The sequence below is a fragment of the Paenibacillus sp. FSL W7-1332 genome (assembly GCF_037969785.1).
Taxonomy (GTDB): Bacteria; Bacillota; Bacilli; order Paenibacillales; family Paenibacillaceae; genus Paenibacillus_AQ.
The window spans coordinates 3,815,821-3,841,015 of record NZ_CP150209.1; the positions used below are offsets into that span (position 1 = coordinate 3,815,821).

Below are 25,195 nucleotides of genomic sequence, written 5' to 3' on the forward strand. Positions count from 1 at the left end.
ATCAATATTCAGCCGGTCAATTCCATTCCATTGCTTGCTCCGCTAACAATCGCTTTATCGCTTTGGATGCCGCAACGAAAAGCCCCGGATTCGTGAATCCCTCGAATTTTCCGACGGCGCGCAGATGCGGCTCCAACGACATAAACCCTGAAAATCGCCTGCGGCTGAGCTCATGAATGAGCTCGCGGAGCTCACCGTCGCCATCCCCTGCAGGTACGACTGTCCCCTTCCCCATGATGGCGTCTTTCACATGAACATACGACGTATAGTCGCCTATCAGTGGATAGGCCTCATTGACGGGCTTCACGCCGCACTGCACGAAATTCGCCGGATCAAAGGCTGCCCGCAAATGGCAGGATGAAACCGTTTGAAGCAGATCCAAACATCGCTCGCCGGTGTCTCCATAAATATGGCTTTCATTCTCATGAAGCAGAACCACGCCTTCGCGTTCAGCCAATTGAGCGAGTCGTTGCATGCGCCGTAACACCTCAGGCCGATGCTTCTCGTAGTCCCCGTCCGGAATGTAAAAGGAGAACACGCGTACAAAAGGCGCATGGAAAAACTTAGCTAGACGAACGGCACGCCGAGCGTCTTCGAGATGGGTTTCAAAGTCGTCGGTGATTTGGATTTTCCCGATCGGCGATCCGATCGAGGAGACTCCGACCCTCCGCTCCGCCAATCGTTCTTTCACGGTCAACGCTTCCTTTTTCGTCAGCTGCAGCACATTTTTCCCCCAAACGCCTCGAAGCTCAAGATAACGGATGCTTTCGGATTCTAGGACATCCAGCTGTACATCCAAATCCGGGGATATCTCGTCTGCAAATCCGGTTAACGTAATCATTGGACCCTTCCTTTCTTAACGACGGATGATTTCACATGATCAAGCGGCGATACATTGGGAAAAGACCATCCAACCACAGGTTGTAAATGTTCATGAGAACATTACAATTTGTTTAAAAAGGAGGCGATATCCGCATGGAGCTCGAGTATCACCCTCATCTCGTACCGAATATTTTTCTGTTCGTGGACCGTAGATGTTATCCGGATTGGAGAATTCAGAAGGCCCACATCGGATTTCACGATTTGACGTTCGTCGTTGATGGCCGGGCAAACTACTACATTGACGGCAAAAAATTTGCAGTTGAGGCGGGCGACCTGGTCTACGTTCCGGGGGGAAGCGTACGGGAAGCCCATACGTGCAAGGAATCTCCCATGCATGCGTATCCGTTCAATTTTTTCTGGGCCGAGCCGCACAATCATATCCGGCTTCCGTTTGGCGTTGTAACGAAGAAATTGATCACCAAGGAGATACTTGCCTACATCCGGGAGTTCAACCACGTGTGGATGAATAAACAACCGTTTTATAGGATCCATGCCCGTGCATTGTTCGAACTCATTCTCCACCGGCTGCTTCACGGCATGCATCGCCAAACGATCATGCATATGGACCCGCGGATCAAGAAGTTGACCGCCATCATCGAAGAACACTATGCGGAAGACTTGTCGTTTAACGACTTCGCCGAGCAGTTCAACCTCCATCCCGTTTATTTAGGGAAACTATTCAAAAAGAATACCGGTTCGACCTACAAGGAATACCTGCAGCGGATACGCGTGAATAACGCTGAAATCATGCTGATGGCCGGCGGCGTTACCGTGACGGAAGCCGCCGAATCCAGCGGCTTTCAAGACCTTTCCTATTTCAGCAAAGTGTTCAAGGAAGCGAAAGGCTATCCACCGTCTGCCGTTAAGAAGCATTGACTTGAAATCGCTTCCATATGTAACGCCGTACCTGACTCATCCCTTCAAAATGACGGGAGGACTGGCTGAGATTCCTTTTGGAACCACGGTTACTTTTTCCAAACCGCATCAATCGCTGCCTGGAACGGCCCTTTGTATTTCTCGACGACCGTCGATACCGGGATGCCTTCCATGATTTCCCCTATAAATTCGTAATATGGCATCGATGGGTATCCGCTCTCGGTATCGATCACTTTAATGCTCTCACCGGCCATCTTGGCATTCTGAATATCGTCCTCGTTGCTGAATAAAGTCTCCAGCGTAGATTGTTTCGGATAGTCGTAGATCGAGTCGATATCGTTGATTTTCTCGTAAATATAAACCAGGCGTTCGGGATGCTCCACGGCGCTTGGAATCGTCAGGTAATTCGGGATCGTATTATGCGAATGATAACTTGATGCGCTTGGCCCTTTCGGAAATGGGAGAAATCCGATATCGTAATCCGGCATGTCCTGTTTGAAGTTTTCCATTTCATAATCGCTGCCTGCAACCATCATTGTGTTGCCTTGACGGAAAAATTGGCCCGGCTCGGTCCAGTCTCCCCCTTCCGTTGGTCTCCCAACCGACTCGGTAGCGAGGCGCGACAAGAAGTTCAGCACCTCCAAGGTTTTGGGATCCTCAAGACCTTGCTTATCGAGAATGACCAGATTCGCTTCGTTCGAGGCCATTGCGGGAACCAGCAAGGAAGCGGATGCAAGCCCCCAAATATCCAATTTGCCGTCGTTATTGGAATCTTTGTTCGCTTCTTTCGCGACCTGAATGAACGTATCCCAGTTCCAGTTGTCCTCGTTGACGTATTCCTGCAATGGCTTCATGCCAAATTGGCTCATTAACGTGCGGTTATAGAAAATGCCGGATGACGCGCCGTTGATGCCCGTCCTGAACCCGTAGCCCCTTCCTTCGTATTGGGAGTACTCGTTCGTGTACTGCTGGATGAATACCTTCTCGTTCTTCGTGTATTCATCCACCGGCGCGAACAGACCTTGGTTGACCAGCGTCGGAATCATCCATGGCCTCGCTACCCGGATAATGTCGCCGATCGGTTCGCCCGCCACCAGCGAGGCTGTCACCTTATCCTGGTACTCGCCGAAATCCACGATCACGTATTCCATTTTAAAATTATGTTTTTTCATCAGCTCTTCCAAATTCTGTTTCCGTTTAATGTTGTCAGGATTGTCTTCCTGGATCGACTCATCATACCAGGACACCCATTTGATGGTGCGTCCGCCCATATCAAAATCCAATTCCGGCGTGCCGGTTGTTTCTTCCTGGCCGTTTGATTCGTCTGCCGGCTCCTCGTTTTTTGCTTCCGCAGGCGCGTTGACGGCTTCATTCACTTTGCCGGGCTCGACGGTCTTCACGTCGCTGCCCGAGCCGCTGCTGCATGCTGTCATGATCACTAGAATCAGACTGCAGAACAGCAGGCTGATCTTTCGCATCCACATGCGTTATTTCCCCCCTTAATTTTTGGCTGCATGAATATGCAGCGCTTTCATTTTGATGCTCACCAAGATCATATAACTGCTTGCGAAAACGAACCATAGAGAAACTAAACACGATTTGTAATTACTAAAAGTGTTGATGCTCTGGGCAACGCAAAGGGCCGGAAAGTGGAAAGCGCATGAGCGTCGGCTATACGGTGTGCCAATCTGAATCCATCATTGGAAAGGATTAACCTCGGGTTCACGTCGTCAAAACGCAAAAGAAGCGCTGCGTACCCGCACACGGGAACACGGCGCTTCTTTTGTTCTTCATGTTCAACAATTCGCACAAACCCAGAAAAGTTGTTGTTCCGTCAGCCTTCCACCAATGCTTCCACCTGCACATTCAGGTGTACGGACGCAAGCGCTGGATTCAGGTCCTTCTCTTCCGTCAAGCCCAGCATCGGTTCACCGTCAACGTCGAAATGTACGCGACGGAGACCCGAGCAGCGGGGCTCTCCGATGCCTGGACGAGCGTGATATACGCTCCAGATCGTTCCTTCCTCGTCCTTCACATAAGAATTGTGTCCTGGCCCGTATTCGCCCGGCACGCTTCTGGAGGTTAGCAGCGGGTAATTTCGCTTCGTCCATTGGTTCGGGTCAAGCAAATCAGCGTCAGAATTGACGCTGAGCATGCCGACGCAATACGTGGCATCGACCAGAGCTCCGGATATCGTCACGAAGATCTTCCGGTCTGTCATGAGTGCAAAGGGCCCTTCCTCCACGAACGTTTGATTGTTCGCCCAGCCGTAATCGGGCTTGGACAGCAGGACAGGCTCCGATATCAGTCTCCACGGTTCCCTCGGATCCGCCTCGGCGATATAGATCCACGAGCCCAAGTCATGCGGTACCAATTCCCTTTGCGCCCAGAGCACATATAAACGGCCTTTCCGCTCTAATACGGTCATGTCCAGCGTTATGCCGGCTTGAAACAGCGGGCTTCCGTCATGCCTGGCGACCCGGATCGGGGTCCCCCAATCCGCAGCCATTCTCGGATTGCCGCCATTCTTTAACCGCATAACATGCGATTGAATGTCTTTGAATTCGCCGCTGCTGCCGGCAAGAAAAATATACAGATCGCCGCCGATGCCATGAAGTTCAGGCGCCCACAGAAATCGCTTCAGATGATCATGCATGCCTGTATCCAGGATTTTGGTTTCTTCTGCCGAGACCAGACCGAATATGGAATCCGCCTCCCGGATCGATATCGTATGGTTGCCGTCGGCATCATTGGTTGCGACAAAATAATACCTTCCGTCCCACTGCGCAATGCAAGGGTCGGCACGGTTCGTCGCCATCGGAAACGTATAGCGATCCTGCCGAATGCTTCCAGAAATGCGATAAGTTCCGGGACGGCTCCAATCGATCTCGGACGCATCCCACTCAATCGGCTTGATCGCGGTGGTGCCGTCACTGTATATCGCCGTCACTTTAACCGCTTGTAACTGTTCTTTGGACGAAACGGCCACACGCTCCGGGAGTTCATTACGCACATGAACCGGTACCGTAAGCTTATGAATCAGCCTCTGAGCCACACCTCGCGATACACGTATCGCATTGCGGGGCACTGCTCCTTCAATGTCGACGCGTCTCGGGCTTAGCGTGAAAGCTTCGCACGGATTCGGCTTGGCAGCGTCGTCCGGGCATGTCACGTCCGCCATTTCCCTTTGATAATACCTTCCGTCTTCTTCACGCCAACGAAGGATATACCTTCGGGAAGCATGTTCATATTCGCACATGATATCTTGTACACGAAGCCCTTTCGTTAGGTTCAACAGACCGAGCTCCCGATACTGCAGCAAGTCCGGGGAAGTGAACAAAAGCACCGAGCCCTTGCTCTGCTGATCGGGAGAACCGTCCGCTTCCGTCCGAATGGCCAGTACGCCAAAGTTTCCGTCAGCCATGTGGAACAGGTACGAATTCTTCAAACTCTTGGCGGACAGCGTGCCGTTTGAGAGCTCGGCGGCTTTAGCGAACAGCACCCCCGAGTTGTGATTAAGCTCCCGATAACTCATCCCCTCATCGGTGTAAGCGAGATGCATACTATATGCAAGCTTCGGGGAATAGATTTCCGGTTCAAGCGGTTCTCTCGTATAGCAGAGAACGCTGTGAAATTCATTATCCATACGCTGCTTCTTCCCTCCTAACGGATAAGGCTTTTCAAGAATAATCTCTTCCAGCTTTGCACTCGGCTTCGAGTAATGAATATTCACTCCGATCGTCCCGCCGAACAGGAACGTTATATGAGACCTCCGACAGCTTACATCTCTCAAATCTCCATTACGGAAATGGCAATTTTGCCGATCTCAGTATCCGCCTGTTTGATCGTACTAGTCCTCAGCCTAGATCTATCGCAGGAATGGATATGTTGATCGGCTGGACACACAGAATATTTATTTTTCTCTCTTCACTATAATTTTGTACGCGTTACTTTGAAGTAAATTTGATAAGGTTCGTACCCGATATCCCGAATTCGTTTGAACGTGATGGCAGGTTCCTGGTTGACTGTCTTGAAGAAATACCGCCAACTCCCCCATTCACGTTCATTTTCGTTCTCGATAGCGGACGCAATATCCTCATCCCTCATATAGAGCTGCTGTTCTGATTCGCACAAGCCTGCCAGCACTTCTGGCCCGTATCGGAAGGCACCTGTTCGTTCGTCGTCCGGTAGCGGAACAAACCGAATGCCGATTGGCAGCATAATCGAGACGGTATCGCCTTCCTTCCATGCTCTGTGAATGTCATAGAAGTTCTCGCTGTCCAGAGTCGTCCCCTGCAGAACGTCATTGACGTACACGGATGCTCCCGCCATGATCCACTCAGGTATGCGTAAGCGGAGCGTGAACGTTGTCGGTGCGGCAGCAGATACAATGAAATCGTATTTGCGAAAAGCAGGTATATTTTCATTTGTCGACGCTGTATCATTAATAGCTTGGTACCCGGCCGTGTTAGACGAGGATAGGAGGCTCCCGCTCATTTTGTCCTGCGTCTGTACGATCCGTATGAGGGTTCCAGCGATACTTGTGTGCAACTCGGAATCGAAATATTGACTGATATAGACGATATCCCCGTCCTGATAATAAATTCCCATGTTCCAGGCCGCATTCGCCTGAACCATCGTGCCGTGGCAGCAGAAGAAGCTGTCGGTTTCCGTGCTCCACTCCTTGCGCAGACCGGCCTTCATGGGGAGGAAATAGGTCAGCAGGCCGGTTCTGGGATAGTTATGCTGACTACCAGTCAAACCATATTCCTGATAATAGGCTTGCGCCATAATGCCATTGTATAGATTGTACTCGATATATTGCGCGTAGGTAGGGTCGCCAGATTGACGAAATAAGAAATCTGCTAGTCGGATCATGTTATAGACAGTACAATGCTCCTGATTTTTGTCACCTAGGCGGGCCTTCATCTTCATCTTCGGCATCCAGACCTCTCCAGCGGTTTGACCGCCTGTCGCAAGGCTTCCCCTTTCCGTTACAGCGCAATTCCAATACGCTTGGACGATGGACAGCCACCTGTCGTCTCCGGTAACCTCATAAGCTCTCGCACAGCCGAGCACTTCCGGTATCGTAGTGTTAGCATGCATATTCGTAAGCGGATCCTTGCCCTCCAGCAAGGGTTGAAACAGCCGACTGCGATAATACCGGTCTAACAGCACACGATATTTGTCCGCTCCGGTTATGTGCAACAGATCGGCCCAAACCTCAAGCATTCCGCCTGTCTCCACATCGAGAATATCGTCGAATTGCTCTCTTGTGAATGTGCCGCTCCATTCGACAAACCAGTCCGCGAACCGATCCACGATATCCAGGGCCTGCCGATTACCGGCATATTGCCAGGCATCGACCAACCCCATTAATATTTTGTGCAAATTGTATTGGGGCGCCCAGATGCTTTTTCCGCTTGCAATCCAGTGCAGATATTTTTCGGGAATCGGACCGACCCACTGACCGCCGTTATCGCGTTGGCATTCATGCAATTCATGGACAATAGCATCCAGTTTGGCCTTTAATTCGATGTCGCCGCTTTCTTCATAATGCAACGCCGCACCAGACAACCAATGACCAAGAAAATGGCCGCGCAATTGGCAGACCGGCGTTTCCCAACCGCCGTGCGCACCTTCGGGAATCGTTCTTCCATGAAATCTTCCGGCCTCCAAATGATAATTAAACAACAGATGACCGCTGTCCAGCTTCATCAGATAGCTTCTGTTCGCTCGTTCCCTGCGAATCAGTTCTTGCTCTTTCAAAATGACCTGTTTGCCTCTCAATGCTTTCATTGAGTTCCTCCTTTCGATATGTCGGCAGAACGAGCTATTAATCTTTCAGCCCGGATACCGCAATGCCTTTAATAAAGTATTTTGTCCTAATATAAACAGCATAATAGGCGGAAAGAGAACCATCGTGGCCGCCGCCATCAACAACTCCCATTGAGCTGTGTAATAGCCAATAAATTGCGCCAAGCGCCAGCGTGAACTTAGATTCCTTGTTGATGTAAACAAGCGGGCCCAAAAAATCGTTCCACACACCCAGAAACTGAAACAGCGCAACCACAATGACAGCCGATTTGGATAAAGGAAAAATAACATGCGTGACAATGTAAAAATAACCTTCTCCGTCAACAAGAGCTGCTTCGTCAAGTGATTTGGGGATCGTTCTATGAACTGCCCTATTCATAAAATGTTAAACGCTGCTGGCAAAATCAAGGGCAAATAACTGTTGGATTCGACCACCATTTGCCAACCGGGAAAAGTCGGGATAAGCGTGACAGCAGCCCTCTAACTTCCCCATCGCTCCAGCTGTTACGCAAAGCGGACAGCAGACGGATCAAACCAGCGTGGAGTGAGCATCGCTCTTACGTCTTCGTAAGCTTTGTCGGCATCCAACGGTTGTACCCAGAAGTTGATGAACCACGCTCGGCTCCAGCCGGTATGTCTGACGCCGTTAGCCAGCCTGCGATCCATGTCGTTCGAGCCGCTGCAATCAGCTCTGGCGTGGAATTCACGTTAATACCTTCGCCCGGATAAAACGCAAACAAATGGGAAATGTGCGATGACCCGGCACCACTTTCTCATAATCATCCAACCACTCCCGGCTGGCTGGAGGTAATAAGTAAATATCGGCCGAATTGAAAATAGGTTCAATCAGCCCGTTATCCTCTCAGCCTCCCTTAAACCGTTTCAGCCTGTCTCCGGTCGACAGCGTGTTTTTTCCCAGGCTATCTTGCAGACTTAGGGGCACCCGGATGAACAGTTCAGTGTAATCTTTACAATGTCGGGCAGCAGCTCAGAATAGGAAACTTGGCTCAATTTCTCCAGCGTTCATAAAGATCCATCTTTGTGTTTTCCATATCGTCTATTTCACAGTAAGCATCTGGCGGCGTCATACCACCGCGGAAGGATCGCTCTTGCGGGACATGCCGCGCTGGGCGGAGATCAGATTGTAGTAGATCCCCTGCTTTTTCATCAATTCTCGATGCGTGCCGATTTCGGCGATCCGCCCCTTGTCGAGAACGACGAGTCGATCGGCATTGCGCAGCGTAGAGAGACGATGCGCGATAGCGATCGTCGTGCGATTCTTCGTCACCCGTTTCAGTGCCTCCTGGATGGCCGCTTCCGTCTCGATATCAAGCGAAGCCGTCGCCTCGTCCAGGATGAGGATTCGCGGATCGTTCAGAACGGCCCTCGCGATGGCGATCCGCTGACGCTCGCCTCCCGACAGATTGTTCCCGTTCTCTTCCAGCCTCGTGTCGTAACCGTCAGGCAAGCTGATGATAAAATCGTGCGCGTTGGCGATTTTGGCCGCCTCAATAACCTCTTCCGGCTTCGCGCCCGGCTTCGAGTATTGAATATTCTCCGCGATCGTCCCGCTGAACAGGAACGTCTCCTGCAGCACGACGCCGATTTGCGAGCGCAAATCCTCCTGCTGGATCTTCCGGATATCGATGCCGTCAATCCGAATCTCCCCTTCGTTCGCATCATAGAAACGGGAAATCAGATTGATCGTCGTCGATTTGCCCGATCCGGAATGGCCGACGAGTCCGATCATTTCCCCCGGCTTCACGGTGAGGTTGATCTCCTTCAGAACAGGCTCATAAGATCGATAACCAAAAAAAACGTCGCGGAACTCGATCAAGCCCCGGATCCGGTGGCCCACCGCGTTGTTTGCATCCATGACTTCCGGCTGCTCGTCGATTACCGAGAATACGCGATGCATCGAAATGACCGCATTCGCGATCCAGCGCGGCATGAACATCAGCCAGGAAATCGGCCCGAAAATCATGGCGGCATAAGCGCTGAACTGGATCAGCTCGCCTACGTTCATCTCCCGGCCGATAATCATGTAGCAGCCGATCAGGAGTACGAGATATTGGCCGATCTGAATCAAATAATTCGAGATCGGCGATAAAATGCTGTACAACTTCTCGCTTTTCAACGCAGCAGCAGCGAATTCGCCGTTATATGTCCGGAATCTGCGAATCTCCCGCTCTTCCTGGCCGAAAGCCTTCACGACCCGAATGCCGCTGAGGACATCGTGTAGAAACGAGTTTGCTTTGTCGGAGATGCGCCACTGCTTGTGAAAAAGCCTGTTTAGGACATGCCTCCAAATATAGTAGTGCAAATAACCAACGAATGGAGCCGGAAGCAGCACGATCAGCGCCAGCCGCCAATCGGCGGAAAAAAGCAGCGTCGCTGAAGCGATCAGAATGAGCAGTTGGTGGATGGCCGTCGTGCACATTTCCTGAATCAAGTGGCGGATGCGGTCCGTATCGGCCGTCACTCTGTTCATCAGGTCTCCCGCTCGCTGGGACGTCAAAAATCCGAGCGACATGCTCTGAATCCGATCGAACACCGTTTTGCGCAGGTCGGCCGCAATGCCCGTACTGACGCTGGCCATGATCCGGTTTCTGGCAATGCCGAGCAGCTCCCCGAAAGCCAGGGTGAACAGCATCCCAAGGAGTGCGAGCCAAAATACCCTTACGCTGGCCTCTTGCCCGGCAGGGGGGAGCAGCGCCGCGTTGACCAGCAGCTTCTGGAAGTAAGGCCCGGTCATCGCCAGCGCCGAGGCAGCGATAAGGACGCCTAGTCCAAGCATCAAGCATCGCCAGTGTCTTTTGGATATGAGAAGCAGTCGTTTGAATGCAGCTGCCTTACTCATGCATCTGGGACACACCCGCGTACCCGGGACGAGCGCGCTTCCGCATTCCGCGCAAACCGGATCCCCTTCGTCACGATAAATCCGGACGGGGCGATTGGCGGCCATATCGTTCAGGATTTGGGTGATATAGCCGTACCTGGACGCATGCTGCATCGTCACCCTGACGATGATTCGTTTCGTCCCGTTCTCCGTGGCTTCAAGCACCGCATTGCCAACGAACGGCACCAGATGATAATCGCAGGCGTCCGCGATGTTCCCGTGATCCCGCACTTGGCCGTCCCGCACATGCGCCCACCTGCCGCTGCCGATCGCCAGGTATCCCTCCACCCGCCGCCCATCCAGCGACAGGTCGGCAGGGACGCAATAGTCGATCTCCTCTCCGATGACTTGCCGTGCTGCCGCGAAATTCTGCTCCGAAAGCGTGAAGTTTAAATTCATCGATATTCCTCCGTTATCGCCATCTACAATCTCGTTTCGATCATTCGGTATTCCTTGTCGCTAAGCTGATCCACCTGCGGGATGACGAACCGGTTCCCGTCGACGTCGATGATCAGCAGGCGGTTCTCCGCTGCAAACTTGACGCTGCCGCTGCCGTTTCGCACCGTGAACCGGCACCGTCCGGCAGTCGTTTCAACTTCCCAATAGGAATAGCCGAACTCCTCGCTTACGGCAATCACCTTGGTAATTTCCGGGGTAAAATAACGGATCTTCAGCTGCCTTTCAATGATAGAAGCCGTGCTTTGCGGAAAAACGTCAAGATAGCGGATCATACCGATCTCCTTGTTGTCCGCCGTTCGAATCGACAGGAAGGAGCGCTGGTTCGTATGCGGGAAGGAGCAATGAACGTAAACCGGCGAGTGCACCTCGCCTTTGGTCCAGACGGACAGCAGATGGCCCGTCGTCTCCGCAAATTCCGAATTGCTCGGTGTCAAATAACGGATGCCCGCGGCATCCGCCAGCTCCATTCCCTGGTGCTCTTCCATCCTCATGCGATGATTTCCCCTTTCATTTTAAGCGCTTCATCATGTTTGCGAACGAGCTCCCGGTAGACGCCCTCCATCGCCATCAGCTGGTCATGCGTGCCCGCTTCAACGACGGCGCCCTTGTCCATCACGACCAGATAATCGGCTTGCCTTAGCGTGGACAGCCGGTGGGCGATCGCGATCGTGGTCCGTCCTTTGACGAGCGAATCGAGCGCCTCCTGGATTTGCAGCTCCGTCTCGGTATCAAGCGAAGCGGTTGCCTCGTCGAGAATGAGCACCTTCGGGTTGTGCAGCACGGCCCGCGCGATCGACAGCCGCTGCTTCTCCCCGCCGGACAAGCTGTAGCCGCCCGAGCCGATCTCCGTATCGTAGCCGTCCGGCAGCTTTTGAATAAAATCGTGCGCGTTCGCGATTTTGGCCGCATGCAGAATGTCTTCCATCCGGCAATCGGGATCGGCGTACGCGATATTTTCTGCGATGCTGCCTGTAAATACATAGATATCCTGAGAGACGATGCCGATATGACGACGCAGTGAAGCAATCGAAAGCTCCTTGACATTGACGCCGTCGATCCGGATCTCTCCCTCGGTTACGTCGTACAATCGTGACACGAGATTGACCAGCGTCGACTTCCCCGCTCCTGAATGGCCGACGACGCCGATCATTTGCCCGGGTCTCGCGCGCAGGGACACCTGCTTCAAAATCGGTTTGTTCGGCTCATAGCCGAACGAAACGTTGTCGATCTCGATGTCGCCTTTCATTGTCACTAATGAAACGGCTCCGGGACGCTCTGCTACGCTAGGTACGGCGTCCTGGATCTCGAAGATACGCTGCGCAGCCGCCATGCAATTGGACCACCAGCCGATAATATTATTCATGAACTGAATCGGCCCGTACAGCATCATCATATAGTTGACGAACGTAAGCACTGAGCCAAAAGACATCCGGCCTTGCATCACGTACCAACCGCCGAACGCCCAGATCAATATTCCGCCCGCCTGCGTTAGAAAATTAAGAATCGGAAACACGGTTCCGCTCCATTTATTAAAGCGCTGCTCGGCACCGGAGAATGCATCGTTTGCCTGCTGAAAGCGGCCGATCTCTACCTGTTCTTTACCGAATGCCTTGACGACCCGCGAGCCGCGAACCGAATCGCTGATGATCGAATTCAGAGCGCTTACCTTGCGGTGCCTCCGCCATGACAAACGCCACAGCTTCGGGAACGCAGTCCGGACAAGCCAGAAGACCAGCGGCATCGGCAGCAGGCAGATCAGCGTAAGCCGCCAATCCATCCATAGGAGCACGGCAATGATGCCGATGATGTTCATCGCATTCACGATGAAGTAAGAAAGCCCGTCAACAAAAAAATATTGCAATTCCTGTGCGTCGTTGTTCACGCGGGTCATAAGATGGCCGGTCTGCCTGCGCATAAAAAAATCGAGCGACAACCGCTGCAACGAGGTAAATACCGCCGCTTTCAAATCGAAGGCAACCTTTGCCGCCAGCTTTGCGATGATGGTGCCGAACAAGATGCCGAACAACAGCGACAGCGTTCGGAATGCGAGGATGATCACGATGACCAGACCGATCCGCCCCGCAAAAGCGCCATTGCCGGCAAGCGCCTGGTCAAACAGCACGGTGCCCTGGAAATAAGGAATGACGAGACCGGTCGCCGAGTTCAGCAGCATAAACAACACGATAAAAAAGATGGACAGCCTATACTTGCCCGCAAATGACAGCAAACGTGCGAATACCGCATGCCTCTTCATGCATTTCGGACAGAATGGCCTGCCTTCTTCGGGGTACATCAATCCGCATGTCGGGCATGAGGCCCCGTCCGATTTTCCGTCAATTTCGAAGGCTTCAAACGGCTCGTTGTTCTTCAATTTATCGAAGGCTTGCGCAAACCGGACGGCCTGATTCATATGGCCGCTTGTGAATGCACCGATCACTCGCTCCTCCTTCTCCTTGGCAACAACCATGCCGGAAGCGACCAGATTAACGATGGTCACGGCTTCGAGCCGTTCGAGGGGAATGCGTTCCCAAGCCCAATCGCCGGAACCCTCTTGCTCCGGCTTGCCGGCAGCTTTGCGCCGGCCGGCTGCATAACCCGAAAACGTCTTCTCCTTCGTAACGCCGCTGCTGCGAAAGATGTGGAGGTGTTTTCGGGACAATACGAGATAGCTTTCTGAAAAACCGCCGTCCGGCAGCCGGTCACACTCCATCCCGTGCAGGAGATCAGCAGCTTTTATACCGTTTTGGTCCAAAATGGACACAATGTCCTTCGGCAATAACGTCATGATTTTACCCTTTCGTTTTTGGCTGAAAGTAAAAAGCCCGGCCAACATGGCGCAAGGCTTCCTTCAACATCAGTTATCTTTAAAAAGAAGCTGGGAAAAATGATACAAATCGTTCTTCCATACGGGCCAATCGTGTCCTCCGCTTTCCTCATACCAAACGTGAGGAACCCGATGCTCCGACAAATACGCGTGCGTCCGGTCGCTTATCTGCTTCAAATTGTCCTCGTCGCCGCATGACAGCCACAGCAATTTGAGCCGTGCCGACGTTTCTTCCGGATTCAGGACGAGCTGCTCCGGAGATTTCGTATTCGGAGCCGGGGAAAAAGCGCCAATCCATGCGAAGCGGTCGAGATGCTTCAAGCCGATATTCAGGGATTGCCCCCCGCCCATGGACAGCCCCGCAATCGCACGGTTTTCCCGGCCTGTCGATACCGAGTATCGTGACTCGATAAAGGGAATCAGATCGCTTAGCAGATCGATTTCGAACGTCTCGAACGCTTTTATTTTGTCCGGAGCAAACAGGTCCCCTTCCGCCCGATCATTTGGCATCGCACGGCCATTCGGAAACACGACGACCATGGGCGCGAGTTTCCCGTCCGCATATAGATTATCTAGTATCGTCTGCGGATCGCCATGACGGTGCCATTCCGATTCATCACCTCCGATGCCATGCAGCAAATAAAGAACGTTGTACACGTTGTCTTCCGCATATCCCGGAGGCGTGTAAATCATCGCCTTTCGATCATTGCCTACCGTTTCGGATGCATATTCCACCGTTTCGATTTTCCCCCTGGCGATCTCCCGCGGAACGTCGTATCCAGCCGGTGCCGTCTCCTTCATCTTCCTCTCCCCTTCATCTTTTTGATTGAGCGCCGCTTGATGTCCAATCAAACTTACCCATGGAGCGTGAAGCTATCTAATGCAATTTTATGGGACGTAACCGAAGCCCAGGATCGTAAATCGCTTATCCTCGTGGCCTTCCGCCATCTGGATCTCTACCGCATGTTCTCCTGACTTCGACTCATTGTACAAAATCACGGCGCTGCAGTGCGTCCAATTGACTTCATGCGGATCGGCGGTCTTCTTCAGCTTCCCGTCTACCCATATCTTCGCGGTCCCGAATGCCCGGCTTCCCGAATCTTTATAAACAAGGATAAGACGCTTGCTCCGGATGTTCATCTTAAAGCTGTGCTCGCCGGAATCGGCCGTATGCATCCAGTTGTGCGGAAATTGCGGCGTCCCGTATGCATGATCGTCCAGCTCCGCCATTTGCAGATCCGTGTCGGTGTCCGAAAAACCGCCGGGATCAATGCGGGCGATGCGATCGCCATTCCTGCGATCGAGCAGCTGCGTTCCGAAGAAGTCATTTCCGATCAGCGGAGGCTGTTCATCCGCCAGGTCCTCCTCGTGGAGGGGGGAACGATCGGTTACTTCGAATAACCAGTCCAAACAATCGGCCATCACCCGATGGCCCGCATTGGTTGGATGATAAATGTCGTAGAAAAACTGTCTTTTCGTTATCACGGTCCCTTGCTCCTTGGTCCATCGGAACTGTTCCGTGACCGCATCCTTCACGCTGACCATCGGAAGATTGTAATGCCAGCCGACCGGGGCCAGACGGTCTTGAAGATTCCAGTCGTTCACGAATACGCTGAACAGCAAAATCACCGCGGGTTTGTGATCGGCGCAAAGAGCCTTGAGTACCAGGCTCTCGTAACAATTTCCTTTCGTTTCGTCGCCTGCGTCGTTGACGGCAAACTCAACGATCACGATATCCGGCCGTACCTCCCCTTCTCGAAGCACATCCCGCTCATAGCGGACGATGCCGAGCTCAGACGGCGTACCGCCTACGCCAGCTTTGACAAGACGAATCGGGCTGTCGCCGGCGGGTGCAAACCTTCGCTTGAACAGGTCATAGGATTGGTATGCGTAGCATTGGGAATGGAGAGGGACAGCGCCGGCCCCTTGGGTAATGGAACCGCCGATGTAGGCGATGGTTACGGGCTCGCCCCGCTTCGCTTTTTCGATTGCCGCCTTTAATCGTTTGTTATGACCCGGGCTTATGAGCGATTTCTTAATCATGTCTTGATATGCTTGTGATTCCACATCGACCGGGGGGTCGACTGCAGCCTCGGGGATTTGGTAACCGTCACGAAGATAGAATACGATGCTGACCGTTGCCAACACGCCCTCTCGTTCAAACTCGAAGACGAATTTGCCTGGAACATCGTCATCCGGATATCGATCTTCGTCGTTATCCAGAACCAAGAGCGTTTCCGTGCCGTTCGCTCGACAGGTTATACTCTGCCGGGATCCCGTTTCGTATGGATTCGCATTTCCCCAATTCCAAAATGTGAACAGAACGCTCGATACGTCCCGTTCATGCGCATGAACGGATATTCCGATACTGTCCACCAGCCGGCGAAGACCCCTGCTGCTCTTTAGCAGCTCAAGAATGGCTTCATCCGTCACACCCCCGGTAAATCGGGCTTTATCGACGAGCTGACTCCCGTCCAGGTATATCTCTTGCGCGTACTTCCCATCGGGACGAGTCGTCGCTTCGATGATCGCCTCATACAGGATGTACAGTCCGCTGCGTTTGACTGCAGGATCCTGCGGCGCCACTGGACCTTCCGTTTCATTTCCCGCTGGCGTAAAATGGCCTGCCATCGTTCTTCATCCTCCTCACCTTGCCGCTCTCCACCTGTACGGCAGCGTCAATTTACGTTGATCAACTGCCATTGCTGATGCAAATCCCCTCGATAAGGATTCTGCTGGAGCTTCGCTCCGTCCGCGGACGAACCATCCGCCACTTCGACGGCTTTATTGCTGTTCGCGTTAAGGATGCTCCAGTATCCGTTGCTTAGCTTGATCAGGCGGAATCGCTGTGCTTGATTCCCATAATCCTGCATGAGCTGTATTGCTTCCCCGTTGTTTGTGGAACCGTTTCTAACATCCATCACCTTGCCGTCGCTCGAACTGACGCTGCGAAGCCGGTATACATTGTTGTATGCTCCCATATCGTCCGCAACCCATCGCTGGGCCGTGGCGTTATTGTCCGGCCATTGCTGCAGCTGCAGCGAATTGCTGTTTTGTCCGCCCGGGACGTCGATCACCTTCCCTGAGGCACGGTTCACGATTTTATAGGTTTCTCCCGATAAAATACCGTTCCATATGCCGTTCCATGGATGAAGCTGCGCACGTTCGTAATACCATTCGAAGATGAAGCGGGCCATGCCGTCCCGTGCCGGATCACCGTCGAAGAGCAGCCCTGCCGTCGGATCGGCAAACGTGCTTCTTGCCCCCGGCTGCAGAAGAAAACCGTTCATGTGGACCGCGATGCTGACGTTCCCGGCTGCCGTAAATATGGCTTTGGTGTTTTTGCCAAAGCCTTCATTCGAGCCGTTGAACAGCTCCCAGTACTCCGAGTCTCCCGGCAGCCGTTTGAACCAGGTCGTTTCCGTAATATTGATCGGATAATTGTCCGCGCAAGGCTTAATGTTGGTATCCCATTGCTGCTGGAGTATCGAGCCGTTATCCTTTGCTCCATAGCCCGGGTACCAATGCACGGCATATCCGAAGTTGTTCAGCGGATCGGTTAGCGGACGCGTGGCGCATAACTGATAATATTGATCCCATCCAAGGCCGGCGGCCCATATCACGTTATCTGCCCCTTGACTGCGGATCGTGGAAATGATGGAATTTTGAAAATTGCGCAGCGAGTCCCAAAACGCCGGAAATTCGGGATCGGACGGGTGTCCTCCCCAGCGACCGTTCGCATAAGACAGCACCGGTTCATTGATGATCTCGAACATGACGTTGTCCGCGCTTTTGATCGCAGGTTGTGCCGCAAGATATCCCCAGATTTGATTAAATTTCTCGAGATTGGCTTGCGTCGTTGCCTGATTATCCTGGAGCGTGAAGTCGAGGCCTAGCGTAACGTAGATTCCCTTGGTCTTGGCATACTGGATATAAGGCACGACGACGTTCTGCGTAAAGGACTGGAGACCGGCAAAATTATACGTTCCGGCCGCCACGTCGCCCATGTCTTCACGGTCGATAAAGAGCCTGACCTGGTTCATATACCAGCCGTGACTGTTGCCGTACTTCGGAGAGGTATCGGAAAATGTGTCGGTAATATCCTTTAAATACGCCAAAATGGCAGCATGACGATTCCCCCCGCTCCGGTTCAGGTAGTAATCGCTTCCCTGATACGTCCAGTACGAGCCTCCGGGCTGGTGCCACCCGCTGAGGACAACGGGCTGCCCCTCGCTGTTTACCAGCTGATTGCCGCTGACGCGAAGCTTGGACATCGGCATGCCCGACCATGCGTCGGCTGCACCATTATGGAGGCCCAGCGTAGCGGGCAGCAGGAGCAGCACGGCCAATAGCAGCTTGAGCGTCCATCCTGTTTTTTTCATACATCGATCAGCTCCTCTTCTCTTCGGTTACGCGCTCTAACGCTCGGCTTTTTCGTAACGAAAATAATCGAAGTCGGCATGGCCGCCGGTTTGCCTGGTCGCATAATAATAAAGCCCGATGCGATAACCCATAAAGTGATCCAAGGTATACCGCATGTTCAGCTCACCGCCGATCGGCATCCAATCAGCCCCGTCGACAGAATAATGAAAGGAGGCCACATCTTTGCTGTTCTCAAAATCAAAATCAATTCTCAAATGCACTTCCCTGCCGGGATACCGAACCGTTTCCAGCTCCTTCTCCCTGCCGCTCCCATCGTTTACGCTCATCGCTATGAACTTGTCGCCGTTCTCCGCGACCTTGACGCCGACAGTGCCGAAATGGCTTTGCAGAGCAACAAGCCCTGCATGATCGCCGGGCTTCATATGCCCCGTGTCCAATAAGACAGTCCCCGTGCATGCCGGCCCTTCCGTGCGCTGCGTCAGCGTATTCCGGGCCTGCAGCACGCCCGCCGGTGACAGGCTTCCTGTTGTCAGCCTTAGGAAACCGGGACGTTCAGTCACGGACCATAACCGATAATCCGGGTTGTGGTTCCATTGCCAATTCAGAGCCAGCTTATTCGATTCGTATTCGAATTCATCGCTGATCACGAGCGGCTTCGCAACGGCTTGCGGCAAGTCGACCTCAAACCGTTCCGGCACCTTGCCTTCGATGCCGAAGACGGGCCAATCCTCCTCCCAGGCTACCGGGACCAGGCAAGGGATTCTCCCGACGGCATCATGATCCTGGAACAGCATCGCGTACCACTTGCCATCCGGCGTATCGAACATCCCGCCTTGCGCGATTCCCTTGTTATGGTAGCCGAGATCGTCATCCAATACGATTTTTCGTTCATAAGGGCCCAGCAATTCCCGTGACCGGTAACAGATTTGTCTGCGCCGGCCGCTGCCGAACCCTGCCTTCGGCCATTCAATGAACAGCAAATAATAGTAACCGTTGATTCGATAGGCATGGCAGCCTTCGCAGCGCAAGCCGATGCCCTCCGTTTCCGTTTCAAAGAGCCGTTGGTGAATTCCGTTCGGCATAAGGGCGTCTGCATCGGCGGTCAGCTCGGTGATGTAAATGTCCCCGTTGCCGTAGATCACGAATACCCGGTCATTCTCAAAAAGCAGGCCCGGATCATGCCGCAGTCCATCAATGACGGATCTTTGCCACGGCCCATGAATGACATCGTCCGTGCGGTACACATAAAACCGTCCGGTATCGTTGCTGGAAAAGCAAACATAAAATTTCCCCCGATGATGGCGGAGGCTGGCCGCCCAAGAACCTTGCCTGTAGATATTGCTGCCGCCTTCCAGACGATGGGCCTCGTTGTCTTCGAACGTATCGTATACGTAACTAACGATCTCCCAATGCATCAAATCCTCGGACCTCATAATTGGACAGCCCGGCATGGAATGCATGCTGGTGCTGACCATATAATAGACGTCCCCTACCCGGATGGCATCCACATCCGGCACGTCCGCCCAAATGACCGGATTCTTGACCTGCGTCTTGTTCATCTGATGAATTCTCCTTTCAACCAATGGCGACAGCTGGAAACGACTTACGAACGTACATCCTGGAATGTTCTTTCAGGCTCAGCTTCCTTGAGCAGATTCCAATAGGATTCCTTCGGAAGATGATTCTCGTCAAAGACGAACGGCCAATTTTTACGGCCCCTTACCGGAAAATGATCCAGCCAGGTAAAATCGTCCGCCGCTCCCCAGAAGGTCACGGAAGCGATGCTGCCGCTGTACTCCTTAAGCAGCCGGAACAATTGCCCGTAACGCTCCGCCTGGCGCTCAAGCATTTCTGCCGTCGGCGCCGCCAGATCGGTCCGCTTATCCTCAAGCGCAAACACGGATACGTCAAGCTCCGTTACATGCAGTAACATGCCGAGGCTTGCATATCTCTCGATTGCCCTGCGGATATCGTCAAGAGACGGAAACTCCAAATTCCAGTGGGCCTGAAGCCCGACGCCGTGAATCGGCACATCCTGCTCCTTCAACGACTTGAGGAGCGCGTAAATCTTCTCCCGCTTCTCGGGCACGGATTCGTTGTAATCGTTATAAAACAGCAGTGCTTGCGGATCTGCCTCGTGCGCGTATTCGAAAGCCTTTGCGATAAAATCCTCCCCGATCGACGCAAGCCACGGGGAGGAACGAAGCAGATCGCTTCCACTGTCGGCAACGGCTTCGTTTACGACATCCCAAGCATAGATATCTCCGCGATAACGGCCAACGACCTCATCGATGTGCGATTTCATCCGAGCGAGCAGCAGCTCGCGGCCGGCTGTCCGGCCGGAACTGTCTTGAAACACCCATTCCGGCGTCTGATTATGCCATACGAGGGTATGTCCTCTCACCGACATTCCGTTCGATTTGGCAAACGATACGAACTGGTCGGCTTGCTCGAATGTATACACCTCTTCCGATGGGTGCAATCGCTCGAATTTCATTTCATTTTCTGCCGTAACGCTGTTGAAGTGGTGTGCCAATAAATCCTTTTGGGTCACCATCGTGATCGGATTCACGGCAGCTCCGATCTTGAAACTATTGCCGTAAGCTTCATGGAGCTTGGGCAGCCGTTCCATGCTTCTTCTCATCACTCGGTCTCTCCTTATCAACGTTATTTCGTAAGCGACTTAAAGCTATGGGCATTAAATCCATAAATGTTAGCCCGGCTATACGGAGATGTCCGTTTATCACTCCGTCCTTGCCGCCTTAACAACAGCCCAAAACGCCGGTTTGGGCTGATGCTGTCGGTCGAACAGCAAAGGCGCATTGGTACGTGCGACCGGAAAACCATGAAGCCAGGTATGGTCGTCGGCGATGCCCCAAAAAACGACGCCGCTGAGGATGTCCTTGTTTTGACGGAATGCCTTGAACAACTCGCCATACCGATCGGCTTGCAGGTTCAGGATTTCATGCGGAAGATCTTGGCCGTAATCACTGCGGTCATTCCACGCATAAATGCTCATATCGAGCTCGGTGACAAGATTGTCGAGGCCCAGCTCCGCGAATTTTCGCATCGAGGCGATGATGGAATCCACCGATGGGCCATAAATGTCAATATGCGTCTGATGTCCAACCCCGTCGATCGGAACACCTTGCTCCAGCAAATCTTTCACCAGCTGAAACAAAAGGTCCCTTTTCACAGGGTTATCCGTGCCGTAATCGTTAATATATAGCTTTGCTTCGGGTCCTCCGGCTTCCCGAGCCGCTCGAAATGCCGTTGCGATGTAATCGGTACCGGCTATTTTATACCATTCGCTCGCGCGCATTCCGTCCGGATCCCCCGGTTCAATGACTTCATTCACTACGTCCCAAGACGTAATCTCGCCCTTATATCGGCCGGCGATCGTCCTTACGTGGGTATCCAGGCGTTCAAGCAGCAATTTTTTGTTCGCTTCCTGGCGCTTGGGATCTGTCTCATCCACCATCGGCTTGCCTTCCGCATCTTGGAAAAACCATGCCCCGACTTGGGTATGCCAGACCAGCGTGTGGAAACGGACCTGCATGTTGTTCTCCTTGGCAAATTCCACGATCCGGTCGGCATTTGTCCATATAAATTGGCCTTCCGACGGCTGGATCGCATCCGGCTTCATGACATTCTCCGCCACCAGCCAGCGGACATGCTTCTTCAGCAATTCCGATGTTGGACCGTTGGTCTGATTCGGTTCGATCGCGGCGCCGATCGGAAAATCCTCCTCAAAGAGTTCATGCAGCGAGGGAATATCTTGCGATGCGGACGGCTGTGCCTGCGGCTCAGTTGACGCCGTTTGATTAGTGCCGGCAGGGGGTTCGGCATTCAGTTTTCCGTTCGACGCATCCGAATCCCCTGTTATCTCCACTGCTCCTTCCTCCGGTTTTCCTGGGGCCTGACTTTCGGCGGGGGGCTTGTCACGGCTGCCCATTTGGGGCAGGATTAACAGGACAACGACGGACGCTGCTACCGCAGCTGCCACTGCCGTGGCCGCCCATCGGCCACGTTTAGGCATTCGAAGCAAAGCATGACCTCCTTTCCACTTCGAGCAAGTGATAGGGATCCCGCTATGGGACCCGGCCCGAATAAATCATAACTCCATATTAGCGCTTACATTTTGTTGAAACAACCTGCCAAATTTGGGATCGTTCACCCGTCCAATCTCGGGTTGCCAATGTTTCTTCCGCGTACACAGGCCCCTTATATTTCTATAAGAAGTAAATATCGGTTAGAAATATAAAAATCGGCACATTGTGATTCGGGTTTCCATTCCCCATAATGTTATCAAACCGTATGAAAGCGTTATTACAACGAAGTTGGGGGGAAGCTTTTGTGCACGATGTTCTGTTTGTTGATCTGGAATCCCATGATGAAGCAACACTGGGAATCCGGCCGGATTGGAATGAGTTGAGATGCTCGCGGCTCCGCTGCGTCAGGTCCTCCTCGTCCGCCATGCAATTCATTGCTTTGGAGCCATACACCTTGGTGATTATCCATGCGCTTGGTTCAGATTCCGAAGGTATGGAGTTATGCGCAAACATCCGGCGCGTAAGCCAAGTTCCCATCATTGTTACCGGAGGCAGCACGGATTTTTATTGGACCCGGAAAGCCTTGCAGCTGCAAGTTCATGATTATCTGCCTGCACCGTTCACGGTCGAAGACCTCAACACTTGCTTGCGGATGATCTCGCCGGCAACCCATTCCGGTGACGGGTTTCCGGATAATAGATTGTCCCATGTCCATGCGGAAAAGGAGGATCAGGTCATTCAAGAGGTCAAGGAATACTTGAAGGATTCGATGTACCAAAACATCACCTTAAAAGAAATTGCCGAGCGGATGCATTTCAACTATTCCTACTTGGTGCAGAAGTTCAAGTTCCACGAGAAAATGACGTTTAACGAATATCTGCTGCAGCAGCGAATGGAGAAAGCGAAATTCTTGCTGACGCATACCGACATGAAGATATACGAAATCGCTGACGCGGTGGGATACAACGATATGGATTGGTTCTATAAAAAATTCAAGACTTATGTCGGCGTAAGCGCTAACATGTATAGAAAATTGCATGGATCCCGTACGGTTCCCGTTGCCTCTGGCCAGCACTAACTTGTACGTACATTTTTACCTAGAGCACCTAAAAAGGCGCTGCTTGACTCGCGAGCGCCTTTTTAGCTTGCCATCTTCACGTTATGAATGGACGGGCTGTATATATGCAATCACAGTTCAAATTGCCATGCTTCGAAATCAAATAACTTCTGATCCTGCTTTCCGGTAAATACGAGGTAAAGATGATGGATGCCGGATGCGCCTGAAACTTCAATGGATATTTCCTGACGCTGCTTCGCACCGGATGCTGGCGGTACGTTCACTGTGCCGATCCGTTCTCCTTCCGGATGATCCAGCCGAAGCTCCAGGCTTCCTCCTCCTTCCACTCCCGAGACCCAAGCCGTAAACGCGGATGCTCCTTTTCCGAAATCAACATCGGCCACTGCGATCCAATCCCGGTCGTGGATGTCCGTGACCGCCAATATCGGGCTGTCCTGCAAGTCTTCAGCAGCAGTAGACGGATTGACTTGAATTCCGGCATTCCATGCCATCGTTACTGCCTCCGTTCGCTGAAAGGGATTGTGCGGCTGGACCCCCTTCACGCCTTCCATGTCAGCGTCTATCTCCCGGATGCTACCGTCCGTCTCGAAATAAACGCGGTTCAGATGGGTTGAGCGATAGCCTTTCGGAACTCCCATGGATTTTGACAACGTTTGGGCGTGATAGGCAATATACCAGTTTTGTTGGAACTGAAAGATGGCGTGATGATTATTCCCTCCGACCCCGAAGAAATGCCCGGGATTTTTCAATATGGTCCCTTGATACGTCCATGGGCCCATCGGATGCTCACTGACCATATAGGCGATTTCGCCGGGAGGGGGGCTGTTCTCCGGCCTCATTCCTTCCGAGAAATTGGAGCAGTACGTATAGTAATACTTTCCGTCAAATTTGTTAATCCCTGAATCCTCGAACATATAAGGAGCCGGAATCGTGACGGCTTCGCCAAGCACGCTGATCATATCGTCGCCAAGCTGCATGACGCGAGCCGTATTCGGCATTTCGGCTTCGCCTTCCGGAATGCCGCCGCCAAAGTAGATATAAGCTTTCCCGTCGTCGTCAACGAGCACGGCGGGATCAAACAGCCACGTGACACCTTCCACGCCCGGCGTGTTTCTTGTGATCAGCGGCTTTCCGATCGGATCCGTCCACGGGCCAACAGGGCTGTCGCTCGTCAGCACGCCGATGCCGCTGGCATTGTTGGCAAAATACAAGAAGAAGCGGTCCTCGCCGTCAATCACCTTATGCGCGGCCGCTGGCGCCCACGATTGCGTTGCCCATGCGGCAGCGCCGGTCGGTCCCGCGACCTGGATTGCTCCGTGATCGGTCCAGTTGACCAGGTCCGATGAAGAGATGACGGACAGCTTGTTGATCGTGCTGTAGCTGTTGTCCTTGACATTCCCGCCACCGTCATACTCCAATGCGTCGTACGTGTTATATAAATAAACACGTCCGTCAACTGCCAGCGCATAGGGATCCGCGCCGAATTTATGGGAGACCACCGGATTCCCGTTCGGCGGAATCTTGCCGATTGCGGCCGCAGCCTCCCTGCGGGTGCTGTCAGCATCCCGACTCGCAACATTGCCTCTGCTTCCCTGGCCCATCATTTCAGTTCCTGTTTTGCCGGCTTTGATTTCATCACTCATCTTGTCACTCAGCTCCTGGTTAAACATTTTTGGATCGTCTTGGCCACGACTCGCTAGGTTTGCAAAAACAACAATTATGCAAACGAAAGCAAATACGGTAGGTATGACCAGTAACGGCTTTCCGGGCTTCATCCCTGAACACGCCCTCCTTCATCGTTACTTGGTGACCTGTCATTCCGATCTGGTCAGTCCCAATGCGGGTCGACATGAACGGAATTGTTCGTAAAAAGTGTACCTTTTGGTAAGCAAGACAACAACCGGACATTCCATCTGAAAACACCG

18 protein-coding genes are annotated in these 25,195 nt (G+C 52.8%); 2 read left to right on the plus strand and 16 right to left on the minus strand.

Annotated features, from left to right (window positions below):
* Positions 1-16 precede the first annotated feature (16 nt).
* Complete coding sequence (locus MKX98_RS17030; RefSeq protein WP_339217290.1) at positions 17-841, minus strand: sugar phosphate isomerase/epimerase family protein; 825 nt, start codon at positions 839-841, stop codon at positions 17-19.
* A gap of 134 nt (positions 842-975) precedes the next feature.
* Here MKX98_RS17030 and MKX98_RS17035 point away from each other — a divergent pair, with 134 nt between their 5' ends.
* A complete protein-coding gene (locus MKX98_RS17035; protein WP_339217292.1) occupies positions 976-1,758 on the plus strand; it encodes an AraC family transcriptional regulator in 783 nt (260 codons plus the stop codon).
* A gap of 89 nt (positions 1,759-1,847) precedes the next feature.
* Here the strand turns inward: MKX98_RS17035 and MKX98_RS17040 are convergent, their stop codons facing one another.
* From MKX98_RS17040 to MKX98_RS17105, 14 genes are all read right to left on the minus strand, one after another.
* Positions 1,848-3,242 carry an extracellular solute-binding protein gene (locus MKX98_RS17040; RefSeq protein ID WP_339217294.1) on the minus strand — a complete coding sequence of 465 codons (1,395 nt, stop codon included), beginning with the start codon at positions 3,240-3,242 and terminating at the stop codon, positions 1,848-1,850.
* 350 nt (positions 3,243-3,592) lie between these two features.
* A complete protein-coding gene (locus tag MKX98_RS17045; RefSeq protein WP_339217296.1) occupies positions 3,593-5,491 on the minus strand; it encodes a family 43 glycosylhydrolase in 1,899 nt (632 codons plus the stop codon).
* A 197-nt stretch (positions 5,492-5,688) separates the two neighbouring features.
* Positions 5,689-7,557 (minus strand): beta-L-arabinofuranosidase domain-containing protein, encoded by a 1,869-nt coding sequence (locus MKX98_RS17050; protein ID WP_339217297.1) that lies wholly within the window; start codon positions 7,555-7,557, stop codon positions 5,689-5,691.
* 37 nt (positions 7,558-7,594) lie between these two features.
* The gene (locus tag MKX98_RS17055) at positions 7,595-7,954 is read right to left on the minus strand and encodes an ABC transporter permease subunit (RefSeq protein ID WP_339217298.1); all 360 of its coding nucleotides are present in this window, start codon (positions 7,952-7,954) and stop codon (positions 7,595-7,597) included.
* Between the two features lie 125 nt (positions 7,955-8,079).
* Positions 8,080-8,241: a hypothetical protein gene (locus tag MKX98_RS17060; RefSeq protein WP_339217300.1), complete on the minus strand. Its 162-nt coding sequence runs from the start codon at positions 8,239-8,241 to the stop codon at positions 8,080-8,082.
* A 418-nt stretch (positions 8,242-8,659) separates the two neighbouring features.
* A complete protein-coding gene (locus MKX98_RS17065; protein WP_339217302.1) occupies positions 8,660-10,873 on the minus strand; it encodes an ABC transporter ATP-binding protein in 2,214 nt (737 codons plus the stop codon).
* A 23-nt stretch (positions 10,874-10,896) separates the two neighbouring features.
* Complete coding sequence (locus MKX98_RS17070; RefSeq protein ID WP_339217304.1) at positions 10,897-11,418, minus strand: DUF1854 domain-containing protein; 522 nt, start codon at positions 11,416-11,418, stop codon at positions 10,897-10,899.
* A gap of 2 nt (positions 11,419-11,420) precedes the next feature.
* On the minus strand, positions 11,421-13,718 hold the full coding sequence (locus tag MKX98_RS17075) for an ABC transporter ATP-binding protein (RefSeq protein WP_339217306.1): 2,298 nt from the start codon (positions 13,716-13,718) through the stop codon (positions 11,421-11,423).
* Positions 13,719-13,787: 69 nt separating this feature from the next.
* Positions 13,788-14,558, minus strand: a complete 771-nt coding sequence (locus tag MKX98_RS17080; protein WP_339217309.1) for an alpha/beta hydrolase-fold protein — start codon at positions 14,556-14,558, stop codon at positions 13,788-13,790.
* An 87-nt stretch (positions 14,559-14,645) separates the two neighbouring features.
* Positions 14,646-16,388, minus strand: a complete 1,743-nt coding sequence (locus tag MKX98_RS17085; RefSeq protein ID WP_339217311.1) for an SGNH/GDSL hydrolase family protein — start codon at positions 16,386-16,388, stop codon at positions 14,646-14,648.
* Between the two features lie 47 nt (positions 16,389-16,435).
* The gene (locus tag MKX98_RS17090) at positions 16,436-18,139 is read right to left on the minus strand and encodes an RICIN domain-containing protein (RefSeq protein ID WP_339217313.1); all 1,704 of its coding nucleotides are present in this window, start codon (positions 18,137-18,139) and stop codon (positions 16,436-16,438) included.
* A gap of 36 nt (positions 18,140-18,175) precedes the next feature.
* Positions 18,176-19,699, minus strand: a complete 1,524-nt coding sequence (locus MKX98_RS17095; RefSeq protein WP_339217315.1) for a glycoside hydrolase 43 family protein — start codon at positions 19,697-19,699, stop codon at positions 18,176-18,178.
* Positions 19,700-19,743: 44 nt separating this feature from the next.
* Positions 19,744-20,784 (minus strand): endo-1,4-beta-xylanase, encoded by a 1,041-nt coding sequence (locus MKX98_RS17100; RefSeq protein ID WP_339217317.1) that lies wholly within the window; start codon positions 20,782-20,784, stop codon positions 19,744-19,746.
* Positions 20,785-20,883: 99 nt separating this feature from the next.
* Positions 20,884-22,188: an endo-1,4-beta-xylanase gene (locus tag MKX98_RS17105; protein WP_339217318.1), complete on the minus strand. Its 1,305-nt coding sequence runs from the start codon at positions 22,186-22,188 to the stop codon at positions 20,884-20,886.
* A 308-nt stretch (positions 22,189-22,496) separates the two neighbouring features.
* On the opposite strand from MKX98_RS17105, the gene MKX98_RS17110 reads away from it, so the two are divergent.
* A complete protein-coding gene (locus MKX98_RS17110) occupies positions 22,497-23,270 on the plus strand; it encodes a helix-turn-helix domain-containing protein (RefSeq protein WP_339217320.1) in 774 nt (257 codons plus the stop codon).
* Positions 23,271-23,380: 110 nt separating this feature from the next.
* Here MKX98_RS17110 and MKX98_RS17115 read toward each other — a convergent pair whose 3' ends face one another.
* Complete coding sequence (locus MKX98_RS17115) at positions 23,381-25,045, minus strand: glycoside hydrolase family 43 protein (protein ID WP_339217322.1); 1,665 nt, start codon at positions 25,043-25,045, stop codon at positions 23,381-23,383.
* Between the last annotated feature and the right edge of the window lie 150 nt (positions 25,046-25,195).